Origin of the sequence: Myceligenerans pegani (assembly GCF_014892515.1) — a bacterium.
Lineage (GTDB): Bacteria > Actinomycetota > Actinomycetes > Actinomycetales > Cellulomonadaceae > Myceligenerans > Myceligenerans pegani.
This window is the reverse complement of sequence record NZ_JADBGR010000109.1, coordinates 238,212-263,578: the sequence shown is the minus strand read 5'-3', so window position 1 is coordinate 263,578 and position 25,367 is coordinate 238,212. Positions and strand designations below refer to the sequence as shown.

20 protein-coding genes are annotated in these 25,367 nt (G+C 68.4%); 8 read left to right on the top strand and 12 right to left on the bottom strand.

Going from position 1 to position 25,367, the window contains the following annotated elements; all coding sequences use genetic code 11:
• Positions 1-43 precede the first annotated feature (43 nt).
• From IIE03_RS24080 to IIE03_RS24070, 3 genes are all read right to left on the bottom strand, one after another.
• Complete coding sequence (locus IIE03_RS24080; protein WP_192865314.1) at positions 44-424, bottom strand: hypothetical protein; 381 nt, start codon at positions 422-424, stop codon at positions 44-46.
• A complete protein-coding gene (locus tag IIE03_RS24075; RefSeq protein WP_192865313.1) occupies positions 421-696 on the bottom strand; it encodes a hypothetical protein in 276 nt (91 codons plus the stop codon). The genes IIE03_RS24080 and IIE03_RS24075 overlap by 4 nt, the downstream gene beginning before the upstream one ends.
• Before the next feature lie 128 nt (positions 697-824).
• Positions 825-1,232, bottom strand: a complete 408-nt coding sequence (locus tag IIE03_RS24070; protein WP_192865312.1) for a hypothetical protein — start codon at positions 1,230-1,232, stop codon at positions 825-827.
• 140 nt (positions 1,233-1,372) lie between these two features.
• On the opposite strand from IIE03_RS24070, the gene IIE03_RS24065 reads away from it, so the two are divergent.
• Together IIE03_RS24065 and IIE03_RS24060 are read left to right on the top strand one after the other, a co-directional pair.
• The gene (locus tag IIE03_RS24065; RefSeq protein ID WP_192865311.1) at positions 1,373-2,158 is read left to right on the top strand and encodes a GntR family transcriptional regulator; all 786 of its coding nucleotides are present in this window, start codon (positions 1,373-1,375) and stop codon (positions 2,156-2,158) included.
• Positions 2,159-2,160: 2 nt separating this feature from the next.
• Complete coding sequence (locus tag IIE03_RS24060) at positions 2,161-2,667, top strand: GNAT family N-acetyltransferase (protein WP_192865310.1); 507 nt, start codon at positions 2,161-2,163, stop codon at positions 2,665-2,667.
• Between the two features lie 589 nt (positions 2,668-3,256).
• On the opposite strand, the gene IIE03_RS24055 is transcribed toward IIE03_RS24060, so the two are convergent.
• The 7 genes from IIE03_RS24055 to IIE03_RS24025 all read right to left on the bottom strand — a co-directional run bounded on the left by IIE03_RS24055 (position 3,257) and on the right by IIE03_RS24025 (position 12,989).
• Complete coding sequence (locus IIE03_RS24055; RefSeq protein WP_192865309.1) at positions 3,257-4,141, bottom strand: hypothetical protein; 885 nt, start codon at positions 4,139-4,141, stop codon at positions 3,257-3,259.
• A 150-nt stretch (positions 4,142-4,291) separates the two neighbouring features.
• Positions 4,292-5,038, bottom strand: coding sequence for a glycosyltransferase (locus IIE03_RS24050; protein WP_192865308.1), 747 nt, complete (start codon positions 5,036-5,038; stop codon positions 4,292-4,294).
• A 199-nt stretch (positions 5,039-5,237) separates the two neighbouring features.
• Positions 5,238-7,424 carry a beta-galactosidase gene (locus IIE03_RS24045; protein WP_192865307.1) on the bottom strand — a complete coding sequence of 729 codons (2,187 nt, stop codon included), beginning with the start codon at positions 7,422-7,424 and terminating at the stop codon, positions 5,238-5,240.
• On the bottom strand, positions 7,421-9,076 hold the full coding sequence (locus IIE03_RS24040) for a GH39 family glycosyl hydrolase (RefSeq protein ID WP_192865306.1): 1,656 nt from the start codon (positions 9,074-9,076) through the stop codon (positions 7,421-7,423). The genes IIE03_RS24045 and IIE03_RS24040 overlap by 4 nt, the downstream gene beginning before the upstream one ends.
• Before the next feature lie 140 nt (positions 9,077-9,216).
• The gene (locus tag IIE03_RS24035) at positions 9,217-10,875 is read right to left on the bottom strand and encodes an ABC transporter substrate-binding protein (RefSeq protein ID WP_192865305.1); all 1,659 of its coding nucleotides are present in this window, start codon (positions 10,873-10,875) and stop codon (positions 9,217-9,219) included.
• Positions 10,876-11,049: 174 nt separating this feature from the next.
• Complete coding sequence (locus tag IIE03_RS24030; RefSeq protein WP_192865304.1) at positions 11,050-11,973, bottom strand: carbohydrate ABC transporter permease; 924 nt, start codon at positions 11,971-11,973, stop codon at positions 11,050-11,052.
• Positions 11,967-12,989, bottom strand: coding sequence for an ABC transporter permease (locus IIE03_RS24025; RefSeq protein ID WP_192865303.1), 1,023 nt, complete (start codon positions 12,987-12,989; stop codon positions 11,967-11,969). Before IIE03_RS24025 ends, IIE03_RS24030 begins: the two co-directional genes overlap by 7 nt.
• 271 nt (positions 12,990-13,260) lie before the next feature.
• Here IIE03_RS24025 and IIE03_RS24020 point away from each other — a divergent pair, with 271 nt between their 5' ends.
• Positions 13,261-14,310 carry a LacI family DNA-binding transcriptional regulator gene (locus IIE03_RS24020; RefSeq protein WP_192865302.1) on the top strand — a complete coding sequence of 350 codons (1,050 nt, stop codon included), beginning with the start codon at positions 13,261-13,263 and terminating at the stop codon, positions 14,308-14,310.
• A gap of 2,619 nt (positions 14,311-16,929) precedes the next feature.
• Here IIE03_RS24020 and IIE03_RS24015 read toward each other — a convergent pair.
• On the bottom strand, positions 16,930-17,601 hold the full coding sequence (locus IIE03_RS24015; protein WP_192865301.1) for a 2'-5' RNA ligase family protein: 672 nt from the start codon (positions 17,599-17,601) through the stop codon (positions 16,930-16,932).
• Positions 17,543-18,838, bottom strand: coding sequence for an XRE family transcriptional regulator (locus tag IIE03_RS24010; RefSeq protein ID WP_192865300.1), 1,296 nt, complete (start codon positions 18,836-18,838; stop codon positions 17,543-17,545). The genes IIE03_RS24015 and IIE03_RS24010 overlap by 59 nt, the downstream gene beginning before the upstream one ends.
• 230 nt (positions 18,839-19,068) lie before the next feature.
• Between IIE03_RS24010 and IIE03_RS24005 the strand changes: the two genes are divergently transcribed.
• From IIE03_RS24005 to IIE03_RS23985, 5 genes are all read left to right on the top strand, one after another.
• A complete protein-coding gene (locus IIE03_RS24005) occupies positions 19,069-20,046 on the top strand; it encodes an HAD family hydrolase (protein WP_193107595.1) in 978 nt (325 codons plus the stop codon).
• Positions 20,043-20,342 carry a KOW motif-containing protein gene (locus IIE03_RS24000; RefSeq protein ID WP_192865298.1) on the top strand — a complete coding sequence of 100 codons (300 nt, stop codon included), beginning with the start codon at positions 20,043-20,045 and terminating at the stop codon, positions 20,340-20,342. The genes IIE03_RS24005 and IIE03_RS24000 overlap by 4 nt, the downstream gene beginning before the upstream one ends.
• Positions 20,343-20,573: 231 nt before the next feature.
• A complete protein-coding gene (locus IIE03_RS23995; protein WP_192865297.1) occupies positions 20,574-20,939 on the top strand; it encodes a hypothetical protein in 366 nt (121 codons plus the stop codon).
• Between the two features lie 90 nt (positions 20,940-21,029).
• Positions 21,030-23,735, top strand: a complete 2,706-nt coding sequence (locus IIE03_RS23990; protein WP_192865296.1) for a glycoside hydrolase family 9 protein — start codon at positions 21,030-21,032, stop codon at positions 23,733-23,735.
• A 328-nt stretch (positions 23,736-24,063) separates the two neighbouring features.
• Entirely contained in the window at positions 24,064-25,341 is a 1,278-nt protein-coding gene (locus IIE03_RS23985; RefSeq protein ID WP_192865295.1) for a family 16 glycosylhydrolase, read from the top strand.
• The last annotated feature ends 26 nt before the right edge of the window (positions 25,342-25,367 follow it).

The window sequence follows — 25,367 nt, the reverse complement described above, 5'->3', positions numbered from 1 at the left end:
TCGGCCGCCTCGGTCACCTTGTCTCTACGTCCCAGTCCGAACATCAGCCCTGCCCCTTCCCGCCGTCACCGGCGTTGTTCCGGTCGTCGTTGTCGTTGTTGTTGCCGTGTTCGCGGTCGAAGGCGGCGCGGCGGTCGGCCTCGGTCCGGTCGTCGAACCAGGACCCGTCGTAGCCCTCGCCGTACATGCGGCCGGGGTCGTCATCGGGCACGACCCGCAGCACCGGCCGTTCAGCGGCCCGCGCGGTCTCGGCTGCCTCGGTGGTGGCCTCCCACAGCTCGGTCACCTGACGGACCAGCCGGGCGGCTTCCACTTCCGAACCGAGCAGACCCGCCACCCCGAGCGCGTCGCGCGCCTGGCCGAGCGTCCCGGCCGCGTTGCCCAGCAGCCCGGCCGCCACCCCGAGCGTGTCCGCGCGCGTCACCCTGCTGCTCCCACCAGGTCACCGGCCGTGGCCGACCAGCCGCGCGGGCGAGCCCGGGGCAGTGCACCCGGGCGCAGTGCGCTGCAGACCTCCACGACGACCCCGCGTACGTTCCCCCGCCACGCGGAGTGAGCGCCCGCGCCGGTGTCCTCGCAGGTCGGCAAAGCCGGGTAGTCCGCAGGACCCGCCAGCCCCAGCAGGTGAGCCACCGTCTCGGCGTGGAACGGGTCGGGCACCTCCACGACCACCGAGCCCGACGAGAACCGGGTCACGGTGCCGATCCGGCAATCCCCGACCAGGTCCACCACGTACGCGGCAACCCGAAGCCCTGCCCCCACCGAGGGGGCGGCAGCGTCAGCCACCGCCACCCCGGCAGCCCGGGAGCTGTGCGCGCCCGGCATCAGGCCGCAGCCTTCGCAGCCGAGCCGCCCGCCGTCGCGTCGACCTGCTTGCCATCGATCGACGCGATGCCCTCGGCCTCCCACGAGACCGACAGGCCGTTGTTTCGCCGGTCCACCCGCGCGTTCGCCGTCAGGCCCTCGAACACGATCGGCCGGAACATCCCCGGCGCGGGCTCGGTCATCGCCGGGACCGCGACCTTCACCGTCTCCGTGGAGACCCGCCCCCAGGACTCGGTCTGGTACAGCACCTCCACACCCCACAGGGGCAGCCCCGTGGCCTCGTGCCGCGCCTGGTTCTCACCCGGCCGACGCTTCCCGTCCGCCGTCTCCACCCACTCCGGCATGGCCTCCACCACGCCCGTCGCCGCCATCTGCTGCCTGCTGCTGTCCACCGCAAACGTCGCCATCGCGATCACTCCTTGACTGTCCGTGTTGTTCACTGGCTTGAACCAGTGATTCCACTCTGACAGGCTCGAACCAGTTCCGTCAAGAGGTGGCTTGAACCAGTTCGCAAGGTGGTTTGAACCAGGGCCACTACAGTCGAGCTATGACCACGCAGAACCGCAAGGATCACGCCGATTACGCGGCGGCTAAGGAGATCGCCGCCCAGCTCCGCAGCGAGATCACCCAGGGCCGATATGGGCCGGGGGACCGACTCCCCTCACAGCGCAAGCTGGCCGAGCAGCACAACGCCGTGCGAGGCACGGTCGACCGCGCCATCCGCATCCTCGTCGAGGAAGGTCTCGCCATCACGGAGTGGGGGCGGGGGACGTTCGTCCGGCAACAGCCGCGATGGATGCGATTCGGCCGACGGCGCTACTCCCGCGCGATGCGCACGTTCAACGACCTCGGGCCGTTCGGCGCGGAGGCCGCAGCTCAGGGCAAGGAGCCGTTCGTCGACACCGCCGCCATCGACCGCATTCTCCCTCCGTCCGACGTCGCCGAACGCCTGGAGATCTCGCCGGACACGGAAGTCGTCCGCCGCGAAAACTGGTACTACGCGGACGCCGAGGCGCTGCAGCTCGGCGTGACCTTCTCCCCCTGGTCGATCGTCGAGGGAACCCCGGTCAGCCACTCCGCCGACATGGGCCCGGAGGGCATCTACGGCCAGTTCGAGCGCCAGGGCTATCCGATCACCTTCATCCGCGAGGAGATCACCGCACGGATGCCCAACCCCGATGAGTCGATCCGCCTTCAGATCCCGCCGGGCGTCCCCGTCATCGACCTGTGGCACACCGGGTACGACGACCAGCGCCGCCCGTTCGAGACAACCCACTTCGTGATGCGAGCCGACTACTCCGCGCTCGACTACGACATGCCTGTGGAGGATTGACCATGCCCGTCACCATCAGGCCCCGTCACGATGCCGACATCCCGGCTCTCGCCGCCGCACTCGTACGCGTGCACGCGCTGGACGGCTATCCCGTCGAAGGCGTAGCCGACCCCGAAGCATGGCTACGTCACCCCAACGAAATGCAGAGCTGGACCGCAGTCGACGACGGGACACCGATCGGGCAGATCACTCTTTCCCGCGCAGTTCCCGACGACGACGCCGCCCGCATCTGGCACGAGCAGACTGGCGGCGACGTTGAGCGCCTGGCGATCCCCGTCCGGCTCTTCGTCGACCCCGAACACCGAGGCAGCGGCGCGGGCCGACTTCTCATGGAAGCCGTAACCGACTTCGCCCGGATCCGAGGACTGGCCATCGCATTCGACGTGATGACCAAGGACCGTGCCGCAATCCGGCTCTACGAACGGCTCGGAGCTGAACGACTCGCGGACATCACGCACCACTTCGGCGATGGGCTCACCGAACCGGCGGCCGTCTACGTCATCGGCTAGCACTGCCGAATTGACCTCTAAGGAATCAAGGCGCGCCTGACGGCGCGCGGGCCGTCCGGCCGGCAGGGGCCCCGCGCTCCGGGGGCCCCGCGCTCCGGGCCGCGGGCGGCCCTGCGCGCACCCCACCGCGCACCCCTGACGGCCTACCGGCCCCGCACACGACGAAGGCGACCCCGACAGTCGAGGTCGCCTTTCGTTATGCCTCCGGCGGGCACCTGCTGGAGTCAAGAGGATCGAGGGACGGCGCCCCTGCCCTCCGTCGTCCGTTGACCCGGCGCACGACGCTGACAGCGAACCCCGCACGGCCGCAAGGCCCGGCCCACCGACCCGGCATCACCGCCGTCAGGCCGCTAGGGCCGGGCCTTGCACCCGCACGAGAACCGCCGTCCACGACGAGCCCCGCGCCAACGGACGACGGAGGACAGGGACACCGAGGCCGGACACATGGCAGGGTCACAGACCCGCGAGGCGAGTTGTGTAACAGAATCGCGGGACGTTACACGGAGGTTCCACACGAGGCCGCAAGACGCCGAAAAATGCTGCGGAACGTCGAGCGTCCCCGGAACGGCCTCAGCCCCGGTTTCCCGCGCTATTCCGCCGTTCGAGCCTTCGCCGGAAGACCGATCTCCCAGAATTCAATCGTCTGCAGCACCCAGAACACCGCGAACAGGAGCAGCAGCAGCGCCTCGACCGTGAACAGGGTCTGCGGCGGAAGCGCCCAGCCCGACGCCCGGAACCCGAAGTGCACCCCGAGGCCGACGATCAGCACCGCCAGCATCGCGACCGCGACGACCCGGTAGGTCCGGCGGTACCGATCCGGGCTCAGCCCGCGCGTTCGCTCGTCCGGTCCGCTCGTCACCGCGACGTCCCTGCCGTTCACCCAGGCGACGGCGATCAGGCACAGGAACAGCAGCACCGCCGCGACGTAGTGGGCCCAGCCCAGGAACGACGTCGGCCACGCCAGGTGCCAGCCCGCGACGACCGCCCAGACGGCCCAGGTCGCCCACAGGTCCCAGCCGTCGCGGCGCACCAGGTGGCGGCGGCGCGGCCAGGTGGCGAGCACGAGCACGGCGAGCCCGGCGATCAACAACGCCCCGACGTTGTTCGCCACGCGCTCGGGCACCTCGAGGCAGTACGGCTCGCCCGCGCACGCGTCGGGCCGGAGCGGAGTGGGTACCACCCCCGCCAGGAAGGCCATCATGCCGGCGAAGTTCAGCAGCACGTCCTCGCCGTCGCGGCCCTTGATGGCGATGAGGCAGAGGCCCACGACGACGGTCACCCCCACGAGGATGTTCTGTACCGGCGTGTAGAAGTAGGTACTGATCGAGGCGAGCCACCATTCCTCGCCGGGCCCGGCGGAGGCCCGGTCCGCCGAGATCTGCAAGGCCAGCGCCGCGAACAACGCCAGCACCATCGAAACGATCCCCACCCGCAGATAGCGGTACGTGAGGCTGACCCCCTGCGTCTGCGCCATGGGCCCAAGATGCCACATGTCGTAAAGAACCGACATTGGGAGGGCGGTCCGCGGCGGAACTTTCCTCCCCAAGCCAGGTTGCCCACGGACTGCCTGGCGAGAACGCGAAGCATCTCCCTGCCTCGGCCCGCCCGCGGCACCCGCGACGCGCTACTCGTTCGCCGGTGCCGTGAACCTCTCCTCGACGTCGCGCGTCAGGGCCCGGTGGTTCCGCAGCACGGCGCCCGTCCAGAGCACGGCGACCGCGCCGAACGTGAAGTCGCCCGCCAGCAGCAGGATCGCCGCCCCGAGTACGACCAGCGAAAGCCCTCCCAGCGTGACGCGCCACCTCGCGAACAGGTAGTAGGCGGCGAGCCGCGCGACGTCCTGGACACGAAAACTGAAGAGCGCCGAGATGACCATGGCGTTCATCGTCCAGAGCGCCAGGACCGCCCCGACCACGATCAGCATCCCCAGATACACCTCGGGCACGGCCGCGAGGATGCTCACGCCGTCGCCGGCCAGCGCGCCTCCGTCGCCGACGACACCGGCACCCAGCCCGCCGATGGCCACGAAGATCAGCCCCGGGATCGCCATGCGGAGTGCGTCCGCCCAGTTCAGGCGGTAGCCGCGGAGGAACGAGCGCGCCGGCGTCAGCGCGTCGGCGCGCTTCCGGTCACGCAGCGCGAACAGGCCGGCCGCGAACGCCGGCGCGAGCGGCGCCAGGCACAGCGCGAGAACGGGGGCGTTGCCCGGCGAACTCTCCAGGAACTGGATCGGCAACGCACCCGGCAGCGCCGCCACGATCATGAGCACGCCCGTGACGAGATACCAGTAGATGGCATTTGTCACGCGCGCGAGCGGCCCGGTGCCGAAATTCATCTCCGACGCCGGCCGCCGGTCCCCTTCCCCGGTCATGTCCCCCTGGTCCCATCCCCTCAGTCGCAACGTTCGTGCACGATAGCCCGATATGCCGACGGGAGACTCGGCGTTCGGGGGCACGTTATCGAGATGGAATCGCGCGTGACCGAACTGTCATCAATCCCGGCGACGACGCCGCCGCGACGGACGCGGATCACCTGTCCCGGGCGTCCGATCACCCGTCCCCGGCGTCCGGTCACGGCCCCGATCCCGTTCCGCGGACCCCGTCCTCCCGCAGGACGACGACCTCGGTCGGCGCGAGGACGAGCGCCTCACCCCGGACGATCCGCCGTCCCGTGAGGAGGTCGGTGCCCGACGCGTGCGCCGGGACGCGGACCTCGTCCGTCCCGTGGTTGAGCACGAACGACGAGCGCTCGCCGTCCCGTTCCCGGACCGCGAGCTCGACGTCCGGCCAGGCCGCGTACGGGCCCACGAGCTCATGCCGCTCGAGCACGTGGCGCACGACCCGGCCGACGCCGTCGTCGTCCAGTGCCGTCCCGACGTACCAGGCCTCACCGCCGGCGACACCGTCCGGGCGATGCCGGGTCACGGCGGGTGCGCCGGCGTAGAAGTCGGCCCCGTAGGTGCCGACGGTCTCGGCGCCGTCGGGCACGATCACCTCGAAGACGAGCGAACCGTCGACGACGACGGCATTCAGCTGACCCCCGCCCCCGGAACCGTCGGCCGGTCCTGTCCGGACGCTTCCCGGGCCGCCGGTCGCGACACGCTCGGACTCGTCGGCCCCGGGCAGACGCAGCGTGATCGGATTGACCACCCCCGGCTCGCCGGAGTCCGTCTCCTCCACGCGTATCCCGAAGACCCCGGCCAGCGGGCCGGGGACGTCCATGAGGAAGGCGTTGTCGTCCTCGTCGACCCGCCCGCTCCAGAACGTCGCCAGGACCGAACCCCCGCGCGACACCACCGCCTGGAGACGCGCGGCCACGTCCCCCTTCAGCAGGTGCAGCAGCGGCGCGACCACGACGTCGTACCCGGTCAGGTCCGCGGACTGCGGGACGACGTCGACCTGGGCGCCCGCCTGCCACAGCGCGCGGTAGTACGCGAGCACGACGGCCGGGTACTTCACGTGCCGGTTGAGCCCGTCGGTGATCTCGGCGGCCCACCACGAGTCCCAGTCGAACAGCAACGCGACGCGGGCGGGCGTACGCGCGCCGAGCACCGCGCCGCCGAGCTCCTCGAACTCCCGCCCCAGTTCGGCGACCTCGCGGAAGGCCCGGGTGTCGGTGCGGCCGGCGTGGTCGAGGACGGCGCCGTGGTATTTCTCGCACGCACCGCGCGACTGCCGCAGCTGGAAGTACAGGACGGCGTCGGCGCCGTGCGCCACCGCCTGCCAGGACCACAACCGCAGCACACCCGGCCGCTTGACCGGGTTCACGTCGCGGGAGGCCGTGATGGTCGGCGTCTGCTCCATGACCCAGAACGGCGCACCGTCCTTGAGACCCCGCATGAGGTCGTGCGCGAGCGCCATCCGGGCGTGCTCGCGTGGCCCGGGCGGGTAGTTGTCCCAGGACGCGAAGTCGAGGTCCGCCGCCCAGCGCTGGTAGTCGATGGGCCGGAACATCCCCATGAAGTTCGTGGTGACGGGCGTGCCCGGGTCGTGACGGCGGATCGCGGCCTTCTCGTCGCGGAAGTTACGGAGCATGGCATCGGACATGAACCGCAGGTAGTCGAGGGTGATGCCCTGGAACGCCGTGTGGTCCGGCCCGCGCCAGTGCTCCGACAGCGCGCTCGGCGGGACGATCTGCTCCCAGTCGCTGAACAGGTGCGACCAGAACATCGTGTTCCACGCCTCGTTCAGCCGGTCCAGCGTGCCGTACCGTTCGCGCAGCCAGCCGCGGAAACCGGCCGCACAGTTCTCGCAGTAGCAGGCGCCGCCGTACTCGTTGCCGACGTGCCAGGCCACCAGGCCGGGCGTGCCCGCGTACCGCTCGGCGATCCGGTCCGCCAGCGCCGCCGACATCCGCTGGAACACCGGCGACGACGGGCAGGCGTTGTGCCGCTGCCCGTACACGTGCCGCCGGCCCTCGAAGTCGGTGCGGTTCACCTCGGGGAACCGGTGGGAGAGCCACGGCGGCAGGGCGCCGGTGGCCGTCGCCAGGACGATGCGGGCGCCGGCCTCGATCGCGCGCCCGACGATCGCGTCGAGCCAGGAGAAGTCGTATGTGTCCTCGTCCGGCTGCAGGTGCGACCACGCGAACACGTTCAGCGTCACCGTGTCGATCGCGGCCTTGCCGAACGCGGCGTAGTCCTCCTCCCACACCTCGCGCGGCCACTGCTCGGGGTTGTAGTCGCCGCCGTACAGGATCTTGCCGGTGGCGGGGATGGTGGTGGCTGTGAGGGCGGTGGCTGCGATCCGGGCCGTCATGCGGGCGTCCTCCCGAGGATGCGGGCGTCGTCGAGCCAGGACGGCGTCTCGTCACGCACCACGTCGATCTCGACGAGGGTCACGCCGTGCCGCCCGAGCGTCAGGTCGAGGTCGACGCGCCCGGCGCCGTCGTGCCCGGACACGATGGGGGCCGACGCCGCGGTCCGCCGCGGCTCCGCGGTCTCGCGCAGCAGGTCGAGCTGCCGGGACGACGGCGAGGCCGGGCGTCCCATCTCACCCCAGGCGTGCCAGACGTTGCCGTGTTCGACGTCGACGTCGTGGCGCAGGAGGAAGGCGCGGGCGGGCGTCGTGGCGAGGCCGGCTGCCGATCCGGCGGCGGAGCCGGACGGCACGTCCGATGTGGCCGAGCCCGAGCCCGCCGTCGGACCCGAGTCCGCGCCCGTCGTCGTCGTCGGCGACGAGACCGACAGGACCGGGACACTGAGCCGCACCTCGTGACGGTCCGGCTCGTCCGGTGCGTCCGAGCCGCCCACCGGCTGCCACGCGAGGACGGTCACCCTGCCCGACGCCGGATCGCGGGTGACCAGGTGGTCCGCGCCGCGGGCCAGCACCTCGCCGCCCATGCGTGCCATGAAGGCGTACAGGTGATAGGTCGGCTTCTTGAGCTGGCGGTGGGTGAGCATGCCGAACCCGCCGTGGAGGATCGAGGTCGGGATGCCGACCTCCTCGAAGACGTCGCTGAACGTCCAGTAGGCGAACGAGTCGACGAGGTCGCCGCCGCCGGCGAGCACGGGTGCGAGGTAGGCGGCGTTGTAGGCGGTGTCGTGGACGGGGTTGTCGGGCCGGTAGGACGAGTTGAACTCCGAGACGTGCGCCGGCAGGTCCGCCAGCGGGGTGCCGGCGAGCAGTTCCTTGGGGCGGGCGAACTGGTCGAGCAGATTCCGCGGGGGCTTGAGCGTCTGGTAGACGCCGAACGGCACGTGCTCGGCAGGGCCGGTGGTGTAGGCGTGGAAGGACGTGAAGTCGATGGGCACGTCCCGGGACGTGACGAACTCGGCGAACGGCTCCCACCAGTCGTCGGCGCCGGGGGAGAGGACCGGTCCGCCGACCGGCAGGGACGCGTCCACGTCCTTGATCGCGCGTGCGGTCACCTCGTAGAGGCGGAAGTAGGCGTCCTGGTCCGCGTCCTTCCAGAACACGTCGAGGTTGGGCTCGTTCCACACCTCGATCGGCCAGGTGCGGACCTCGTCGAGGCCGTAGCGGTCGACGAGGTGCCGCAGTACCGCCCGCACCAGCCGGGCCCATTCGGCGTGGTCGCGGGGCGGGGTGATGTTGCCTCGCCACCAGAACACGGTGTCCGGGCCGGAGGCCAGCGCCTCGGGCATGAAGCCGAGCTCCAGGAACGGCTTGATGCCGAGGCTCAGATAGGCGTCGACCACCTGGTCGACATAGGTGAACGCATAGCGCGTGCCCCGGTGGCCCGCCACGTCGAAGGGGCGGTGGACGCCGGCGTCGTCGGACAGGAGGCCGTGCCCGCGGATGTACCGGAACCCGATCTCCCGTTGCACCAGGGCGAGGGAGTCCTGGTAGTCCTGGCGCAGCGCGAGATTGAAGCGTCCGGTCCCGACGCACGCCCGCCAGGCGTCACCGAGGGTGCCGATGGATCCGGCGGGCACGACAGTGCGGTTCATGGGTCTCCTTGATCGGTGCAGATGAGTTGTGGCGGCCTGTGCTCGTGCGGTCGGTCCGATGTCGTGTGATCGGTTCCCCGGGGAACCGACCTCGCGACATCGGACCGACCACACACCCGACCGCCCCGGCTGGGGATGGGTTACTCCGTCACGCCGGCCGCCGCGTTCGCGCGGTCGACGTACTCCTGCATCCCCGCGCCCTCGAGCTCCGAGACCCAGGTGTCCCAGTCGTCCATCGAGCGGTCACCGAGGATGAACTGCGCGGTGGCCTGGAACGTCATGTCCTGCAGCGTGGTCTGCTGCAGGCCCGCCTGCTCCTGCTCGATCTCGTCGTAGGCGACGGCGGGCGGGATCTCCAGCTCCTCCTTGACGGCGTTCATGTTGTCGATGTACTCGACCGCCTCGTCGCTGCGCATCGACATGTCGAGGTCCTCGGTCGAGCCGTGGGCCAGCGACCAGACGCCGTTGTAGTAGCCGAAGTCGCTGTTGAGCAGCTTCGGCGCGCCCGCGTTGAGCGCGCCCCAGGTGACGTCGTCGACGAGGACGCGCTTGTCGCCGTCCCGCTCGAACGTCTCGCCCTCGACTCCCCACTTGGCGAACTCCAGGCCCTCGTCCGAGTAGTACAGCCAGTCGACGAACTGCAGCATCGCGAGGAAGTGGTCGGACTCGGCGGCCTGCGCGGAGAACATCAGGCCGGACTCGCGGCGCGTGCCGCCGGCGATGTAGTCGCCGGCCGGGCCGCCCGGGACGGTGAGCAGAGCGATCTCGGCCGTGTCGTCGCCGATCTCCGCGAAGGCGTCGCGGTACTCCAGGATGACCTGGTCGTTGGAGCCGATCGCGGCGGCCTGACCGGACGCGAACTTCTGCTCGGCCTGGTCGTCCTCCTGCGTGAGTGCCTCGGGGTCGAGGAGGCCGTCGGCGACGAGACCGGCGAAGTAGCCCACCAGGTCTCGGTACTCGTCGGAGCCGCCCGCGTACTCGTACACGCCCTCGTCCTGGTTCCACTGCAGGCCCAGGCCGTAGCCCCAGCCCGCGACCGTGCCGAAGTTCGGGGCCGCGGCGGAGAGCGTCGCCTCGATCGGCCCGTTGATGGACCAGCGGTCCGTCATCGGGTAGTCGAGCTCGGGGTTCTCCTCCTGGATGATCTCCAGCTGCTCGGCGAACTCGTCCCAGGTGGCCGGGTGCTCGAGCCCGGCGTCGTCCCACAGGTCCTGCCGGATCGCGATCGTGTACGCGCCCGGGATCGTGACCTCGTGGATCCCCGGGATCATGTAGTACTTGCCGTCTTCCTGCTTCTGGGCGTCGATCTCCGCCTGCAGGCCCCACTCCTCGACCTTCTGCTGGAAGTTCGGCATGTACTGCACGTAGTCGGAGATCGGCAGGAGCGCCCCGCCGCTGACGAACTGCGACTCGTCGCCCGGGTACGTCACGGGCATGATCTCCGGGGCCTCGCCCGACGAGATCAGGACGGAGCGGCGCTGCTGCATGTCCTCCAGCGGCACGTTCTCGAAGTCGAACGTGACGTTCTGGTTCTCCTCCAGGTGCTGGAGGATCGGCCAGTCCTCCTGGAAGGGGTAGTTCGGGTGGTCGCGGTACAGCAGGCCGAACTGCAGCGGCTCGGTCGCCGTGAACGTCGTCCCGGCCTCGAAGTCCTCCATGTAGCCGATCTGCGACTCCATGTCGATCTCGCCGGCGGCGGCGCCGTCGTCGTCCGTGCCGCCCCCGCCGCACGCTGCGAGCGTGACGGTCAGGGCGGTCGCGGCGGACGCCGCGACGGCCTTGTTCCGTGTGATTCTCATTGTTCTCCTCCGGTGTTCTGAACCACGTCGTTCGTGACGCACCCGGTGGGTGACGCCGTCTGATGAATCGTTTTCGGTCGGGGAATCCGTGGTGTGCCGTGTCATGCTCGGGCGTTGGGTGTGGTGATCGATGCCCGACGACGGCGCCGGGCGGGCGGAGCCGCCCGGCGCGGCTCAGCCCTTGACCGAGCCGAGCATCACGCCGGTGACGAAGTACTTCTGGACGAACGGGTAGACCGCGATGATCGGGATGACGGTCAGCAGCATCGTCACGGCTTTGAGGTTCGATCCGATCTGGACCTCCTCCATGCCGGCTTCCCGCCCGGCGCCCGAGGCCCCGGCCAGGAGGTTGCGCAGGTACAACGTGACCGGCTGCAGCTCCGCGTCGCTCAGGTAGAGCATCGCGGGGAACCAGGAGTTCCAGAAGAAGACCGCGTAGAAGAGGATCATCGTCGCGATGACCGCCTTCGACAGCGGCAGCACGATCCGGAAGAAGATCCCGTAGGTCGTCATCCCGTCGATGGCCGCCGCTTCCTCGAGCTCGCTGGGGAAGTTCTCGAAGAACGCCTTCATCACCAGGAGGTTGAACGCGCTGATGGCGTTCGGGACGATGATCGCCCAGATCGTGTTCTTGAACCCGAGGTTCGTGATCAGCAGGTAGTTCGGGATCAGGCCGCCGTTGAAGAACATGGTGACCACGACCATCGCGATCACGATGCCGCGGCCCTTGAGGTGCTTCTTGGCCAGGGCGTAGGCCATCGTGGTGGTCAGCACCATCGCGATCGTCGTCCCGCCGACCGTCTGGATGATCGTGTTGCCGTACCCGGTCCAGAAGCGCTCCTGCTGCGCCAGCCACTCGAGGGTCGTCAGGTTGAAGCCGCGCGGCCAGAGGTTCACCTGCCCGGCCATGATGTAGCCCTGCGAGCTGAACGCCTTTGCCGCCAGGTTGATGAACGGGTACAGGGTGACCGCGCAGATGATCACGAGCACGCAGGCGTTCACGACGCGGAACACGGTATAGCTCGCCGTGTCCTTGACGGTCCGGGGAACCTCCCGGACGCGGGCGATGTCGGGGACGGTGTTGTCGGCGGTCACCACAGGGAAGCTCCAACCGTGCGCTTCGCGATCACGTTCGCGGAAAGGACCAGGGTCAGGCCGATGAGGGCCTCGAACAGGCCGATGGCGGCCGCGTAGGAGAACGACCCGCTGTTGATGCCCACGCGGTACAGGTAGGTCGCGATGACGTCCGCCGTCGGATAGGTCAGCGGGTTGTACAGCAGCAGGACCTTCTCGAAGCCGACGGCCATGAACGTGCCGATGTTCAGGATGAGCAGCACGACGATCGTCGGGCGGATGCCGGGCAGTGTGATGTGCCAGGTCTGCTGCCAGCGGTTGGCGCCGTCGATCCGGGCGGCCTCGTAGAGCTGGTCGTCGATCGTGGTGAGCGCGGCGAGATACAGGATGGTGCCGAAGCCGACCGTCTGCCAGATCTCCGAGGACACGTAGATCTGCCGGAACCACGCCGCTTCCTGCATGAAGGAGATCGGGTCGCCACCGAACCCCGAGATGATCTGGTTGACCGTGCCGTTGATCGCGGTGAGCTCGAAGACGAAGCCCGCCACGATGACCATCGACATGAAGTGCGGCAGGTAGGTGATGGTCTGCGTGATCTTCTTGAAGCGTCGCGACCGGAGCTCGTTGAGCATCAGCGCCAGCGCGATCGGCAGCGGGAACACGACGATCAGGGTCAGCGCGCCCAGGATCACCGTGTTGAAGAAGACCTCCCAGAACTTCGGGTCCTGGATGAACGCCTGGAAGTAGTAGAGCCCGACCCACTCGTCGCCGAACATCGAGCCGCCCGGCCGAAACCGCCGGAACGCCACGACGTTCCCCGCCATGGGCGTGTACCGGAAGATGAGCAGGTAGATGATCGGCAGGATCAGGAAGGTGTAGAGCCGCCAGTCCCTGCGCAGCGCGCGTGCCCACGTGTCCTTGTTCCGCAGTTGTTGCGGCGGGCGTGTGTCACCGCCGCGGACCGCGACCGGGGCGCCGGCCGGCGGGCCCTCTCCGCGGGCCGGCGGCGCGGCCTCGACCGTCCCCGTCTCTGGTGCCATCGATCCCTCCGGTCACCACGGTGTGACTCGCGCCCCTGGGAGGGCCGCAGCACCACGCCGTCGTGGATAACGTTTTTCGAAACTATCGGCATCTGCGCCGATAGCCAAGGCATTGGTCGGGACAGTAGGCGGACAGCGGTTGCCGAGTCAAGGGCCGGTGCGGCCTCTCCGGGTCACGATCCCGTATCGTTCCGCTAAGTTTCCGTCAGGAGTTGGTGTACGGTCGTCTCGAAAGTTGCGTGAGTTGATTTCGAGAGAGGTGCCGCCCGAGATGGCGCGAGCAGAGGCCGGGGCCGCCGCGAGGCCCGGGGCGGGTGGTCCCACGATCGCCACCATCGCCCGCGAGGTCGGGGTGTCCGTGCCGACCGTCTCCAAGGTGCTGAACGGGCGGGCCGACGTCGCCGCGGCCACCCGCGCCCGGGTCGAGGCGGCGCTCGAGAAGCACCAGTACCGGCGCCGCCGCGCGGTCTCCGCGCCGACGGCGGCGGGCCTGATCGATCTGGTCTTTCACCGGCTCGGGTCGGCCTGGTCGATGGAGATCATCCGCGGCGTCGAGGTCGCCGCCGCGGCACACCGCGTCAGCGTGATCCTGTCCGAGCTCGGCGGCGAGCACCGCCCCCCGCAGGACTGGCTCGACACGACCATGTCGCGCCCGCCCCTCGGCGTGCTGCTGGTCGCGGCCAACCTGACGGACGCGCAGCACCAGCAGCTCGACCGGCGCTCGATCCCCTACGTCGTGATCGACACCGACGGCGAACCGCCGCCGGACGTCCCGTCCGTGGGCTCCGACAACTGGAACGGCGGGCTGGTCGCCACGAGACACCTGCTGGGCCTGGGGCACCGCCGGATCGCGTGCATCTCCGGGCCGGGCGACATGCTGTGCAGCCGGGCGCGGATCGACGGGTTCCGGTCCGCGCACGAGGAGGCCGGCGTCGCCCACGACCCCTCGCTCGTGGTGAACGGGAACTTCTACGTGGAGGCGGGGTACGAGTACGGCCTGCGGATGCTCTCGGCGCCGGACCGTCCGACGGCGATCTTCGCCGGCTCCGACATGCAGGCGATCGGCGTGCTCCGGGCCGCGCACGAGCTGGGTCTGAGCGTGCCGCGCGACCTGTCCGTGGTGGGGTACGACGACCTCCCGCTCGCCTCATGGGTGTGGCCGCCCCTGACGACAGTGCGCCAGCCCCTCACGGAGATGGGCGCGGCGGCGACGCGGATGCTCTTCGAGATGACCGCGGGCCGTGCCCCGGCGGTCCCCCGCCTCAACCTCTCGACGGACCTGATCCTCAGGGAGTCGACGGCGCCGCCGCCGAGCGGGTGAAGTATGGTCACGTTCAGGTAACGGCTTTTCACCCGGCGCTCTGGTGGCCGCGAGTCCGATCTTCTGGGAAAGCGCTCTCGACGAGCTGATCGCATCGTTCCGATCACCGTATGTGGCGTCTTCTCAGTTGTTCCCGAAGTTGCCCAGCTGTCGATTTCTTGGTCTAGCATCCCGATTTGCGTGCCTCGAGCATGGGGTGTGCTGGATGACTTCTTGATCGAGGCGGGAGCCGACTTCATGCAGGTGCGTCGACAGCTCACGGGTGCGTGGGAGCGCACCCGCCATCGTGTTCGTCCGCAGGGGCTTACGCATCGGCCGGTGACGCACTAGTCGGGCTGGCGACGGCTGGCGTCAGTAAGGGGGCGACGAGCCTCGCCGAACGCGCTGGAGGTTCACTCGGGGCTTCCGATGCGATCATTCAGATCGGGTCATTCGCTATCGGACAGGCAACAGGAGAGTCGTAGGCATCAATGGTTGAAGGGCTGCAAGATTACCGTGACCCGATTTCGGCGCGCCGGTACCCGAGTTTTACATTCTGGGTATTCCGGGTTGCGGCCATGTTCGCATTCGCGATCCTCCTCGCAGGATTGACCGTCGTTCTGGTTCTGTCGGGGGTGATTGAGGATTCTTCTGCTGCAGGGTTCCTAGTCGCGTCGCTGATGACGGGATCTTCTCCTCTAGGCTTGTCTACAGCGATCTGGCTGATCAACCGATCCGGGATGTGGGCGAAGATCCCCCAGCGAATCCGGGGGCGATCATGGAGGATTGCAACTATATCTGTCCTCGTTTTGGTGTGTGGCTTGTCATTCTTCTTAGCCTTTAATTCCGGGGTCGCTGCAGCAGCCATTGGAGCCGTGGCGGTTATTTCGGCAGAACTGTTTGCGGGTGCGGCATTCTCTGGCATAGGACAGGTGTCTAAACCATCAGATCAATAAGCTGTTGGTGGCCGGTGTGATGGGTATACAGATCGCCGAGTCTTCCAATTGCTGGTAAGGGGCGGGGCGTGCTCGCCGATGAGAAGGGTTGATCGGCGGGCACAGGTGCGGCGGGAGGGGCTCGGATGACGGGAAGTGGAGTGCCGTTCATCGTCCTCGTGCTTGCGATATGGATTCCGATGTCCGCGCTCTTTGCATGGCTCGTTGTGGATGCTATAAGGCGGTGGAGGGACCCGTCGAAGTTTGTTGCCATCGATCGAACCCAGGTCGGTGAAGGTAGGGATAGATTGCGCCTTGGCGGCAGAATCGTGCTGCCTGTGTGTGCTACTGCATGGGGTGTTCTTGTCGCCGTCTGGGCCTTTATGATCGACAGGATCGCCCAGGGGTGGGTGAGCCCGACTTCTGGGCCGCCGTACGAGGAGGTGACAGTCGGAATCGCGTCAGTGTCGTTTGCGCTGTCGCTGATGGGCGCTCTACTAGCTTTCTCGATGGGAGCTCTTTCGCGTCCAAGGCTCCTCATTCCCCCCTTATCTGAGAAATGGCCCTAGTTACATGCGTGCGTCACGCGATCGGTCCAAGGGTGAGGATGTGGATGCAATGTATGCGGCAGCGATGGAGGCGTGGCGCCAATCGCGATGATTTTGCACCCTAATCCGCTGTGGCAGATCGCTGATCTTTCGATCCTCCGAATTTGAGAATGGCTCATCCATGAGGCTCCTCGATAGCCCTGGATTCCTGGTTGGCACATTTGTCTCTGGTCTATTTCTCGTTGCCGTGGGGTCTTACGTCCTGTTTCGGCTGACGATACGCCTTGCTGGGCGGGGCGAGGCGTACGATCTTGAGGAGCGGTCGACCCGCTACCGGGATGAGGTTGCTGAGGCTGCGGCACCACTCAGGACCGTGTTTCAGCTGGGGTTCGGCTCCGCTCTGGCCGGTGGATTCATGATCTGGGTTTCGGTCCTCGGTAGGCGGGCACTCGACAATGACCTCGGGAGCTGGTGGATTGCTGCAGTTGCATTTATGTGGCTGTGGGCTGTGATAGAACGCTGGTTCGCCTGGCCAGCGCTATTGTGCCTGAAGCGCGTGACGTGAAGGGCATATTTTTTTGCGCGTCGAGCGAAAAAGCGAGCGATCGGGAAGGGTGGCGACAATGAGCCCGACGACGAAACCAAGCCAGTTTCGTGTTCCTGGGATGTTTGTCTTTGCAATCCGTTGGATTGCATGCTGGACTCGTCTTATTCGGCGTAATTGAAGACTCTCCGACGGCAGGTTATGGCATGGCCATGGTTACTGCTGGAGCCTCTCCAATGGGGGTGTCAACCGCAGTTTGGCTGACGAATCGCTCCGGGCTCTGGCCCAAGGTCCCCGGGAGCCTCCGGAAGTGGGGTTGGCGGACGGCTTCGGCGACCGCCCTTGTGGTGTCCTGCGCACTGGTATTTCTCGTCGTGTCTCACGGAGGTGTCGCGTCAGTCGGGGGTCTCGTGCCAGTCGTTCTTGCTCTCGAGTTTTGCGTGGGAATGGCATTCTCTGGAATAGGTCAGCACTCGAAGACTGCCCAGGACGCAGGGGATGGCCAAACGCCGAGGGTCCCGTGAGTCGTATCTTCATCGACGGGGCCTCGGCCAGATCATGTCTGTAGGGATGTGGTGGTGGCCCTAACCGTCGACTATGCCCGGGCCCTGGCTCAGCTGCCGAGGGCGATGTCGGTGATGGTGTTCCATTGGTACATCTGGTTGTCGCGGTTGAGGCGGATGAGTTGGACCGAGTGGATGGGGATGGTGACGGGTTCGAGGTTGCGTAGTTCGGTGAGGCGTTCGCGCAGGGGTGGGGTGGGGGCGTCGGTGTTGGAGTAGGCGATGGAGACGTGTGGGCGGAACTCGGGGGTCTCGGGGATGGTGTTCCAGACGGTGCCGATCGCGTCGCGGATCGTGTCGCGCACGGCGTGGACTGCTGCCCAGGGCCGTACCAGCAGGCCGGTTGCTTCGTCGTCGCCTTCGATGGGGCCGAGGGTCATGTCGAAGGCCGGGACGTGGGAGAGTCGGCCGGTCGCTTCCTGGACGATGGCGTGGACGTCGGTGTCGGCGACTTCGTCGGTGAACCCGAGGCCCTGCATGGTCAGGTGGAGCCAGCGTTGCGGGATCGGGTCGAGGGCAGCGATGCCGTCGAGCCGGTCGTGCAGGTGGGCGACGAGGTCGTGCAGCGGCTTTGAGCTCTGGTTGTCGAAGGTGATGTGCCAGGTGTAGAAGGAACGTCCCTGGCGCCAGCCCGGCCGCCACCACCAGTGGTTCACCAGCCGTTCAAGCCGGCTGAACTCGGCCCACCGCTCCTGGAAGCTCGCCAGTTCCTGCGACGCCATTCATGCCCTCCGTCTGGTTGCGGGAACGGTCCGTGACCAGCTCACGGACGTCTCGGACCTCGGGTAGAGCCTGCCACGGCTGCGCGGCCTGGAGGAACTGCGCGGCGCGTTGTTGGGCCGGGAACGGCAGCACACCGGCGACTTCCACAGCTTCGCGGACCAGACTTGTTGCTCGGTCGATGTCCCGGAAGCCTGGCTGCAGAAATCCCGTGGCCAGGTCGAGCCGAGTCATGGCCCACGGCCCCGGCGTTTCGGTTCGGTCGAACATCGGCAACGCGATGTTGGCGTAGTGTTCCACCCTTGCCACGTCACCGACTGTCAGGAACGCCGTCGCCGCATTTCCTGCCGTGCGGGCACGGCAGTACATGCCCGTGGTGAGGCTTGGGGTGAGTGGCTCGGCTGCGCCGGGCTGGTCCTCGACGACCGTCCAGGCATGATCGACGGCTCGCTCGACGCCGTCGGTATCGCCCATCCGGGCGAGCGCACGCGCGACTCCGTTGACCGTCAGTCGGACCGTATGCACTCCGTCGGGAGCGCGATCCAGGCCGTCCTGCGCATAGGCCAGGGCATCGAAGATCCTGTCGTCGTAGTACTCCACGAGGCTCTGCGTGGCCCGAGCCCAGGAGACCACCTCCGGGTCTCCCACCGCCTCGGCCAGATCGAACGCCTCGGCGGCGTATGCCCGCGCGACGGGGACGCGTCCTTGGTCCAGCGCGATCGCGGCCTGGGCGCCGGAAAGCTGGGTAGCGACGGTGAACAAGCGAGTCCCAGTCGCCGGTTTGTGCGCACGCGTCAAGAGCGGATGAACGTAGCGTCGCAAGTCGTTCGCATGCGACGCGAGAACGTGCGTCGGACTCTTCTCGTCCTGATCGATGATCCAGCGCACCATGTCGGACAGGAACGCGAGTTTCGCCTGGTCAACGCTGGTCGAGGCCAGCCACCGGCGACGTTCCGCGATCTCCGCCAACTCGTCCCCTTCCAGAACAACCCCGGACGGCACAGGAGCACGTTGCGGGGGTTCCGGCGCGGAACGTCCCCTTGGCGTAGGGTAAAAGCCCAGGTCCGCGTCCTGCTGCACGCCGAGGACGGCGCGGAGTGCGTCGCGGTACTCGCGGCCTGGCCAGCGCGCGATACCGCGTTCGTACTTCGCGTACGTGCTCACCGTGAAACCTGAATGTGTGCCGGTGGTTTCCCACAGGTGCAGGTTCACCGCCTCCACGACCTCGGCTCGGCTCATCGGTTTTCCTGGCCTCGTCCGCGAGGGCGTGTGCAGCCGCGCCTGGCGCAACAACGTGTTCGGTGTCGGTTCCATGCCACCCCCCTCACCGGCTACGGCCAATTATTTCGCAGCCGAACCCGAACCCACCATCAATTCGGGCCTGACCGCCTAGATCGACACCCCGGCTTCCAGATCGACACACAGACCGACGTTCCCTACCGCCGCGCCCCACGGCGATGTTGGAACGCATGAACCACGCACAACCCGAACCCCGGAAACCGGCAGCCTCCCGCCGCCCAGTGAAGATCGTCTTCCTGGACATCGACGGCACGCTCTTGCCGGACGGCGGCGATCACGTGTCTGAGCCGACCCGCCGCGCGGTGGCGGCGGCGATCGGGCGGGGGATCCGGGTGGTGCCGTGCACCGGCCGGTCGACGCTGGGCGTGCTGCCGACCGCCGAACAGCTCGGACTCGGTACGGGCTCGATGTTCATCGCCTCCAACGGCGCGGTCACCGCCGAACTGACCAGTAAGCGGTCTCGTCCATTCCAGGTGGTGCGGCAGTGGCTGTTCGACCCGTGGCCCGCGCTCACCGTGGCCATGGCGGTAGAACCGCAGGTGGCCATGGCGGTCGAGCGGGTCGGGGTGGGCTGGCGGGTGAACAAGCCGTTCCCCGCGAGCCGCTTGCGCGGGCTGCAACACATCGTCGATGAGCGGGTGCTGTGGTCGCAGCACACCACCCGCGCCGTCGTGCACGCCCCCGGCATCGCCGCATACGCGCCGCAGATTGAAGGAACGGGATGTACGGCGACCCCGCACGGCTCGAACTGGATCGACCTCACCAAGCCAGGACTGTCCAAGGCGAGTGAGGCGGACGCGCTGCGGCGCCGGTGGGGCATCCACCCCGACGACACGGCCGCGATCGGCGACGGCATCAACGACCGCGCCCTGCTGGCCCAGGTGCGCCACGGGTTCGCCATGGGCGGCGCCCCGCAGGTCGTCAAGGACGCCGCGAACTACATCACCGGTACCCTCGACCACCACGGCGCAGCGGCCGCGCTGGACACCCTGACCCTGTCCACACGGCAGCCCGGGTCACAGGCGAGCGAGTCGACGCCGACCGAGGGGATGCCGACCGAGGGGATGCCAGCCGAGTCGACGCCGGCCGTGACGCGAGTGGTAGTGGCGGGTATGAGGGCGGCTGCCACGGAGACGGTGGCGCGATGAGCGTGTTCGACGGTGAAGAAGACCTCGCAGCCGAAGAGGCTGGCCGCCTCCACGACCCGGCCACACGTGAGCAGCCCCCGCGTCCGTGGCAGGTGGGCGACCGGGTCCGGGTGGTCGACGGTCCCCGGCTGCTGCTCGGCGCGACCGGGATGGTTCTGGAGGTCGATCTGCCGGGCGCCTGGAGTGTGCGGGTGCACATCGATCGGCGCGGGTTCGACCGGGCACGTCTGGCACCCCACGAACTCCGACCCGCAGACCAACCCACCGACCCGCCCGCAGACCAGGTGACGCCATGACGTGGATCCTGATCGGCTACGTCGTCCTGCTCATGGCTTTCCTGGCCGCGCGGTACGCATCGCGAGCACGGCGATAGGCGATCTCATCCCGCCCCCGTCGCGGGACGCCGAATCACCACCTGATCGCCGCCACCTTCACGCCGAACACCGCCACGACCGCCGTCGTACACCTCGAACAGATCGAACGGCTCGGGTACGGCACTGCCGAGGAGACCTGGAGGCCACAGAGACATGCCCCGCACCGCCGTCGCGGTCGGCTACGCCCGCGACGCGACGCAACACCGCCACGTGCAGGGTTACGCCGAAGCGCACGGCTACACGCTGACGCACGTGGTCCACGACCACCGCGACACCGCCACCATCAGCCAGATCGCCCAGCACGCCGCCGAGGCCCGCGCCGAAGTCGTCATCCTGCCCGGCGATGCACTCCTGTCGGCCGCGCGCAGTCGGCTGGAGAAGGAACTCGCCCAGGTGAGCGCTTCGTGCATCGTGCTCGGTGCCCCGAGCTCCCCGGCCCGCGGAGTGTTCGAACGCGTCATCTCACGCCGCGAACTCGACGCCGCCACCCGAAGCAAGCAAGTACAGCCGTTTCCTTAAACGCTTCGGTTCCCCGGGCCGGGTAGTTCGCCGCACCCCACCCCGCTAGGGTGTGGAAGTTCGTGGAAGCGCTCTCATCGAGGAGTCAGCGTGAAGACCAGACAGCAACGTGGCCGCCCAGCAGCCGCGGCCGTGGCGGCACTCGCCCTCACCGGCGTCGTGCTCTCGCCGGCCGCGGCGCAGGCCGAGGACGGTACCGAACTTCTGACCAACCCCTCCTTCGACGGCACCATGGATCCCTGGTGGGTCGCCGGCGGCGTCGAGTTCGCCGCGTCGGCGGACGGGACCATGTGCGGCGTCGTGCCCGGCGGCGGCAACCAGTGGGACGTCATCGTCGGGCAGAGCGGAGTCCCGGTCACCGCGGGGGACACCTTCACCATCAGCGTGACGGCCACCGCCTCCCCGGAGGCCACGGCCCGCGTGATGGTGCCGGACCCGGAGACCGAGTGGCCGCCGCTCTACTACGCGGACATCACCCTCCGCGCCGACGGCCAGACGTTCACCGAGGCCTTCGACATCGCGGCCGACGCCGAGAGCGAGGTGCAGCTCCAGCTCGGCGGTAACGCCGAGGACTTCGAGCTGTGCCTGGACGAGGTCTCCCTGCTCACCGGCGGCGAGGTCGAGGAGTACGAGCCCGACACCGGCCCGCGCGTGCGCGTGAACCAGGTCGGCTACCTGCCGGACGGCCCGAAGAACGCCACGCTCGTGACGGACGCGACGACCGCCGTCGGCTGGGAGCTGCGGGATGACGCCGGGACCGCCGTCGCCTCGGGCGAGACGACGCCGGAGGGCACCGACCCGTCGGCGGGACTGAACGTGCACACGATCGACTTCTCCGACGTCGACGCCACCGGCACGGGCTTCGTGCTCGCCGCCGACGGCGAGGAGTCGTACCCGTTCGAGATCGGCTCCGCGATTTACGACCAGCTGCGCGCCGATTCCCTCGGCATCTACTACACCCAGCGCTCCGGGTACGAGATCGTGCCGGTGGAGGTCGACGGCGAGCAGCTCAAGACCGAGTACGCGCGTCCCGCCGGGCACGTCTCCGAGTTCGGCGGCGACGACGTCAACCAGGGCGACATGGACGTCCCCTGCCTGCCGCCGGAGGGCGCCGTCGACCACAACGGCAACGCACAGTACGGCGCGAACGACCACTACGGCGAGAACGGCTGGATCTGCCCCGACGGCTACACCGTCGACGGCACCGGGGGTTGGTACGACGCCGGCGACCACGGCAAGTACGTCGTGAACTCCGGCATCTCCGTGTACCAGCTGCTGTCCACCTACGAGCGCACCCTGCACGCGGACGTCGTCTCCGACGGCGCGCTCGGCGACTCCACGCTCGTCATCCCCGAGCGGGACAACGGCGTGCCGGACGTCCTCGACGAGGTGCGGCACAACCTCGACTGGATGCTCAACATGCAGGTTCCTGACGGCGTCCGCATGACCATCGACGGCGAGGAGTACGACGCCGGCGGCCTGGCGCACCACAAGCTGCACGACATCGCCTGGACCGGCCTGAACCTCCTCCCCGACGAGGACCCGATGCCGCGGTACGTGCACCGGCCCTCGACGGCGGCGACCCTCAACCTGGCCGCCGCCGCGGCCCAGGGCGCCCGCCTGTACGCCGACTACGACCCGGCGTACGCGGACGAGCTGCTCGACGCCGCGCGCCGGGCCTGGGACGCGGCCTCCGCGCACCCGGACATCATCGCGCCGGACACGAACAGCGTCGATCCCAACCCCGGTGGTGGCCCCTACAACGACGGCAGCGTGGGCGACGAGTTCTACTGGGCCGCCGCGCAGCTCTTCCTCACCACGGGGGAGACCGAGTTCGCCGACGCCGTCCTGTCCTCGCCGTACCACGTGGGCGGCGCCGAGGGGGACATCTGGCGAGCCACCGGCTTCGACTGGGGCTTCACCGCGGCGGCCGCCCGGCTCGACCTGGCGACCGTGCCGAACGACCTGCCCGGCCGGGACGCCGTCGTCGACTCCGTGATCGAGGGGGCGGACCGGCACGTCGCCACGCAGCAGGCCGAGCCGTTCGGCCACGCCTACCACCCGGGCGACTACGACTGGGGCTCGAACCACCAGGTCATCAACAACGCGGTGATCATCGCGACCGCGTACGACCTGACGGGCGAGGAGCAGTACCGGGACGCGGCGCTCGAGACGCTCGACTACATCCTGGGGCGCAACGCGCTGAACAACTCCTACGTCAAGGGTTACGGGACCTACTTCAGCCAGAACATGCACAACCGGTGGATGGCGTCGGCCGACCGGCTGCCGCCGCATCCGGACGGCATGCTGTCGGGCGGCCCGAACTCGGCCATCCAGGACCCGGTCGCGCAGGAGAACCTGCAGGGCTGCGCCCCGCAGTTCTGCTACATCGACCACATCGACTCGTGGGCGACCAACGAGATGACGATCAACTGGAACGCGCCGCTCAGCTGGCTCTCCTCGTGGGCCGACGACATGGCCGACGCCGGCGATGACCCGGTGCCCGAGTGCCTGGCGGACATCGACGTCGTGCACTCGTGGGACGGCGGGTTCCTCGTCAACGTCACCGTCACCGCCGGTACGGAGGCCATCGATGGCTGGGCGGTGGACATGCGGCTGGAACCGGCCGCCGTGGCGCACGGCTGGAACGCGAAGTTCAGCACGTCCGGCTCCGTCACCACCGCGGCCGACGCGGGCTGGAACGGAAGCCTGGCCGCGGGCGGCAGCACGACGTTCGGCTTCATCGGAAGCGGCACGCCGCCGGAGTGGATCGCGCGCGGATGTTCGGTCGCGTGAGGTCGGTCGTGTGAGGTCGGCCGCCTGAGAGCTGCCGCCTGGGATCGACGGAGAGGGCCCGCCTGCCGCTGGGCAGGCGGGCCCTCTCCGTGGGCACTATCTCGGGGCACTATCTCGGCAAGATTCAGCCAAGAGGTCGCCAAGATGTCTTGACGGCATGAACGGGGCATGGTGGACTTCACCCCGGAAAGTGAACGTACACTTTCCGGGTTTCCGCGGTCCTCCTCCGCGTCGTCGGTCACGATCGCCGTACCGCAGGGGCGAGCGTCCGCGCACGTATCCAAGGAGGTCGTTGTCAATGGCGAGAACGAGACCAGGGATGAGGCGTATGGCCGGTCTGGGGGCGCTGAGCGTGTTGCTCTCCTCGACGCTTGCCGCCGTCGGAACCGCTCAGGCGGCAGAAGCCGAGGCGGCAGAGGCTGCGGGAGGCAGCGTGACGGCAGCGGACTTCCCGCCGAACCCGATCGAGAAGCCAGGCTGGCGGCTCGACCGGAACGACGAGTTCAACGGGAGCCTCGACTCGAGCCTGTGGATCACGAACTACCTCGAGTCGCGGACCCCGGAATGGCGCTCCCGGGCCCGCTACACCTTCCGGAACGACGCGCTCGTCCTGCGGATCGACGACGACCAGCCGACGTACTACAGCGACAACCCGATGAAGGTCTCCAGCATCCAGACCGGACAGCGGACGCACCTCCACAAGGACGACCGTTTCGACCACTCGATCCCGACGGACATGAAGTACACCCCCAAGTACGGGTACTTCGAGATCCGTGCGAGGAGCAACGCCCGCAGCGGGTTCCACACGGCGTTCTGGATGATCGGCCGCCAGGACACCTGGGAGCAGCGCGGCGAGCTCGACATCATGGAGCACGCCGGCATCCACGGGCGCAGCAACTTCAACTACAACCTGTTTCCCTGGTCGGACCCGAACCTGAGCCGGGACACCAGCAGCGTCGGTGTCGGGTTCGACATGACGACCGAGATGCACATCTACGCCGTCGAGTGGACTCCGACGCAGCTCAAGCTGTTCGTCGACAACGTCCACGTGCGCACCATCAATCAGTCCCTGGACTACCCCGCCGTGTTCCTCCTCGGCGCGTACGAGAACGCCGGCTGGACCGGCAGCGTCGACCCCAGCGACCCGCGGCCGAAGGAGTTCGTCGTCGACTACTTCCGCGCCTACACGAGCGACGACGGCGGAGGCGGGGACGACCCCCTCGTGAGCGGTGCCACCTACAAGATCAGGAACGTGGCCACCGGGCAGTACCTGGACTCGGAGGCCGACGGCGCGCTCACGCTGGGGGCTCCCCACTCCTACGACGACCAGGACTGGATCGCCACGCAGGACTCCACCGGAGCCTGGGTGCTCGACAACGCCAGGTCCGGCCGCGGCAACCTCGACACCCAGCCGGACGGCGAGGTCATCTGGAACTCCGGCTTCGTCGCCGACGACTCGCGGTGGAGCCTCGAGGAAGCCTCCGGCGGCTTCCGGCTGAACAATCAGCTCGGCGGCCGGGACTACCTGTACGCGTCGAACGGTCGGCCAGTGTGGAACACCGGATCGACCAGTGGCAGCACGGTCTGGGCGTTCGAGCGCCAGTGACCGGCCCGCCGGGACGGGTCGCGCCT

Bases quoted from the DNA above. Each gene is read 5' to 3' on its own strand.
- IIE03_RS24005 (WP_193107595.1), top strand. From the start codon at position 19,069: ATGAACCACGCACAACCCGAACCCCGGAAACCGGCAGCCTCCCGCCGC.
- IIE03_RS24010 (WP_192865300.1), bottom strand. From the start codon at position 18,838: ATGAGCCGAGCCGAGGTCGTGGAGGCGGTGAACCTGCACCTGTGGGAA.
- IIE03_RS24015 (WP_192865301.1), bottom strand. From the start codon at position 17,601: ATGGCGTCGCAGGAACTGGCGAGCTTCCAGGAGCGGTGGGCCGAGTTC.
- IIE03_RS24060 (WP_192865310.1), top strand. From the start codon at position 2,161: ATGCCCGTCACCATCAGGCCCCGTCACGATGCCGACATCCCGGCTCTC.
- IIE03_RS23985 (WP_192865295.1), top strand. From the start codon at position 24,064: ATGGCCGGTCTGGGGGCGCTGAGCGTGTTGCTCTCCTCGACGCTTGCC.
- IIE03_RS24050 (WP_192865308.1), bottom strand. From the start codon at position 5,038: ATGACCGGGGAAGGGGACCGGCGGCCGGCGTCGGAGATGAATTTCGGC.
- IIE03_RS24045 (WP_192865307.1), bottom strand. From the start codon at position 7,424: ATGACGGCCCGGATCGCAGCCACCGCCCTCACAGCCACCACCATCCCC.
- IIE03_RS24040 (WP_192865306.1), bottom strand. From the start codon at position 9,076: ATGAACCGCACTGTCGTGCCCGCCGGATCCATCGGCACCCTCGGTGAC.
- IIE03_RS24020 (WP_192865302.1), top strand. From the start codon at position 13,261: ATGGCGCGAGCAGAGGCCGGGGCCGCCGCGAGGCCCGGGGCGGGTGGT.
- IIE03_RS24025 (WP_192865303.1), bottom strand. From the start codon at position 12,989: ATGGCACCAGAGACGGGGACGGTCGAGGCCGCGCCGCCGGCCCGCGGA.
- IIE03_RS24000 (WP_192865298.1), top strand. From the start codon at position 20,043: ATGAGCGTGTTCGACGGTGAAGAAGACCTCGCAGCCGAAGAGGCTGGC.
- IIE03_RS24065 (WP_192865311.1), top strand. From the start codon at position 1,373: ATGACCACGCAGAACCGCAAGGATCACGCCGATTACGCGGCGGCTAAG.
- IIE03_RS24035 (WP_192865305.1), bottom strand. From the start codon at position 10,875: ATGAGAATCACACGGAACAAGGCCGTCGCGGCGTCCGCCGCGACCGCC.
- IIE03_RS23995 (WP_192865297.1), top strand. From the start codon at position 20,574: ATGCCCCGCACCGCCGTCGCGGTCGGCTACGCCCGCGACGCGACGCAA.
- IIE03_RS24055 (WP_192865309.1), bottom strand. From the start codon at position 4,141: ATGGCGCAGACGCAGGGGGTCAGCCTCACGTACCGCTATCTGCGGGTG.
- IIE03_RS24070 (WP_192865312.1), bottom strand. From the start codon at position 1,232: ATGGCGACGTTTGCGGTGGACAGCAGCAGGCAGCAGATGGCGGCGACG.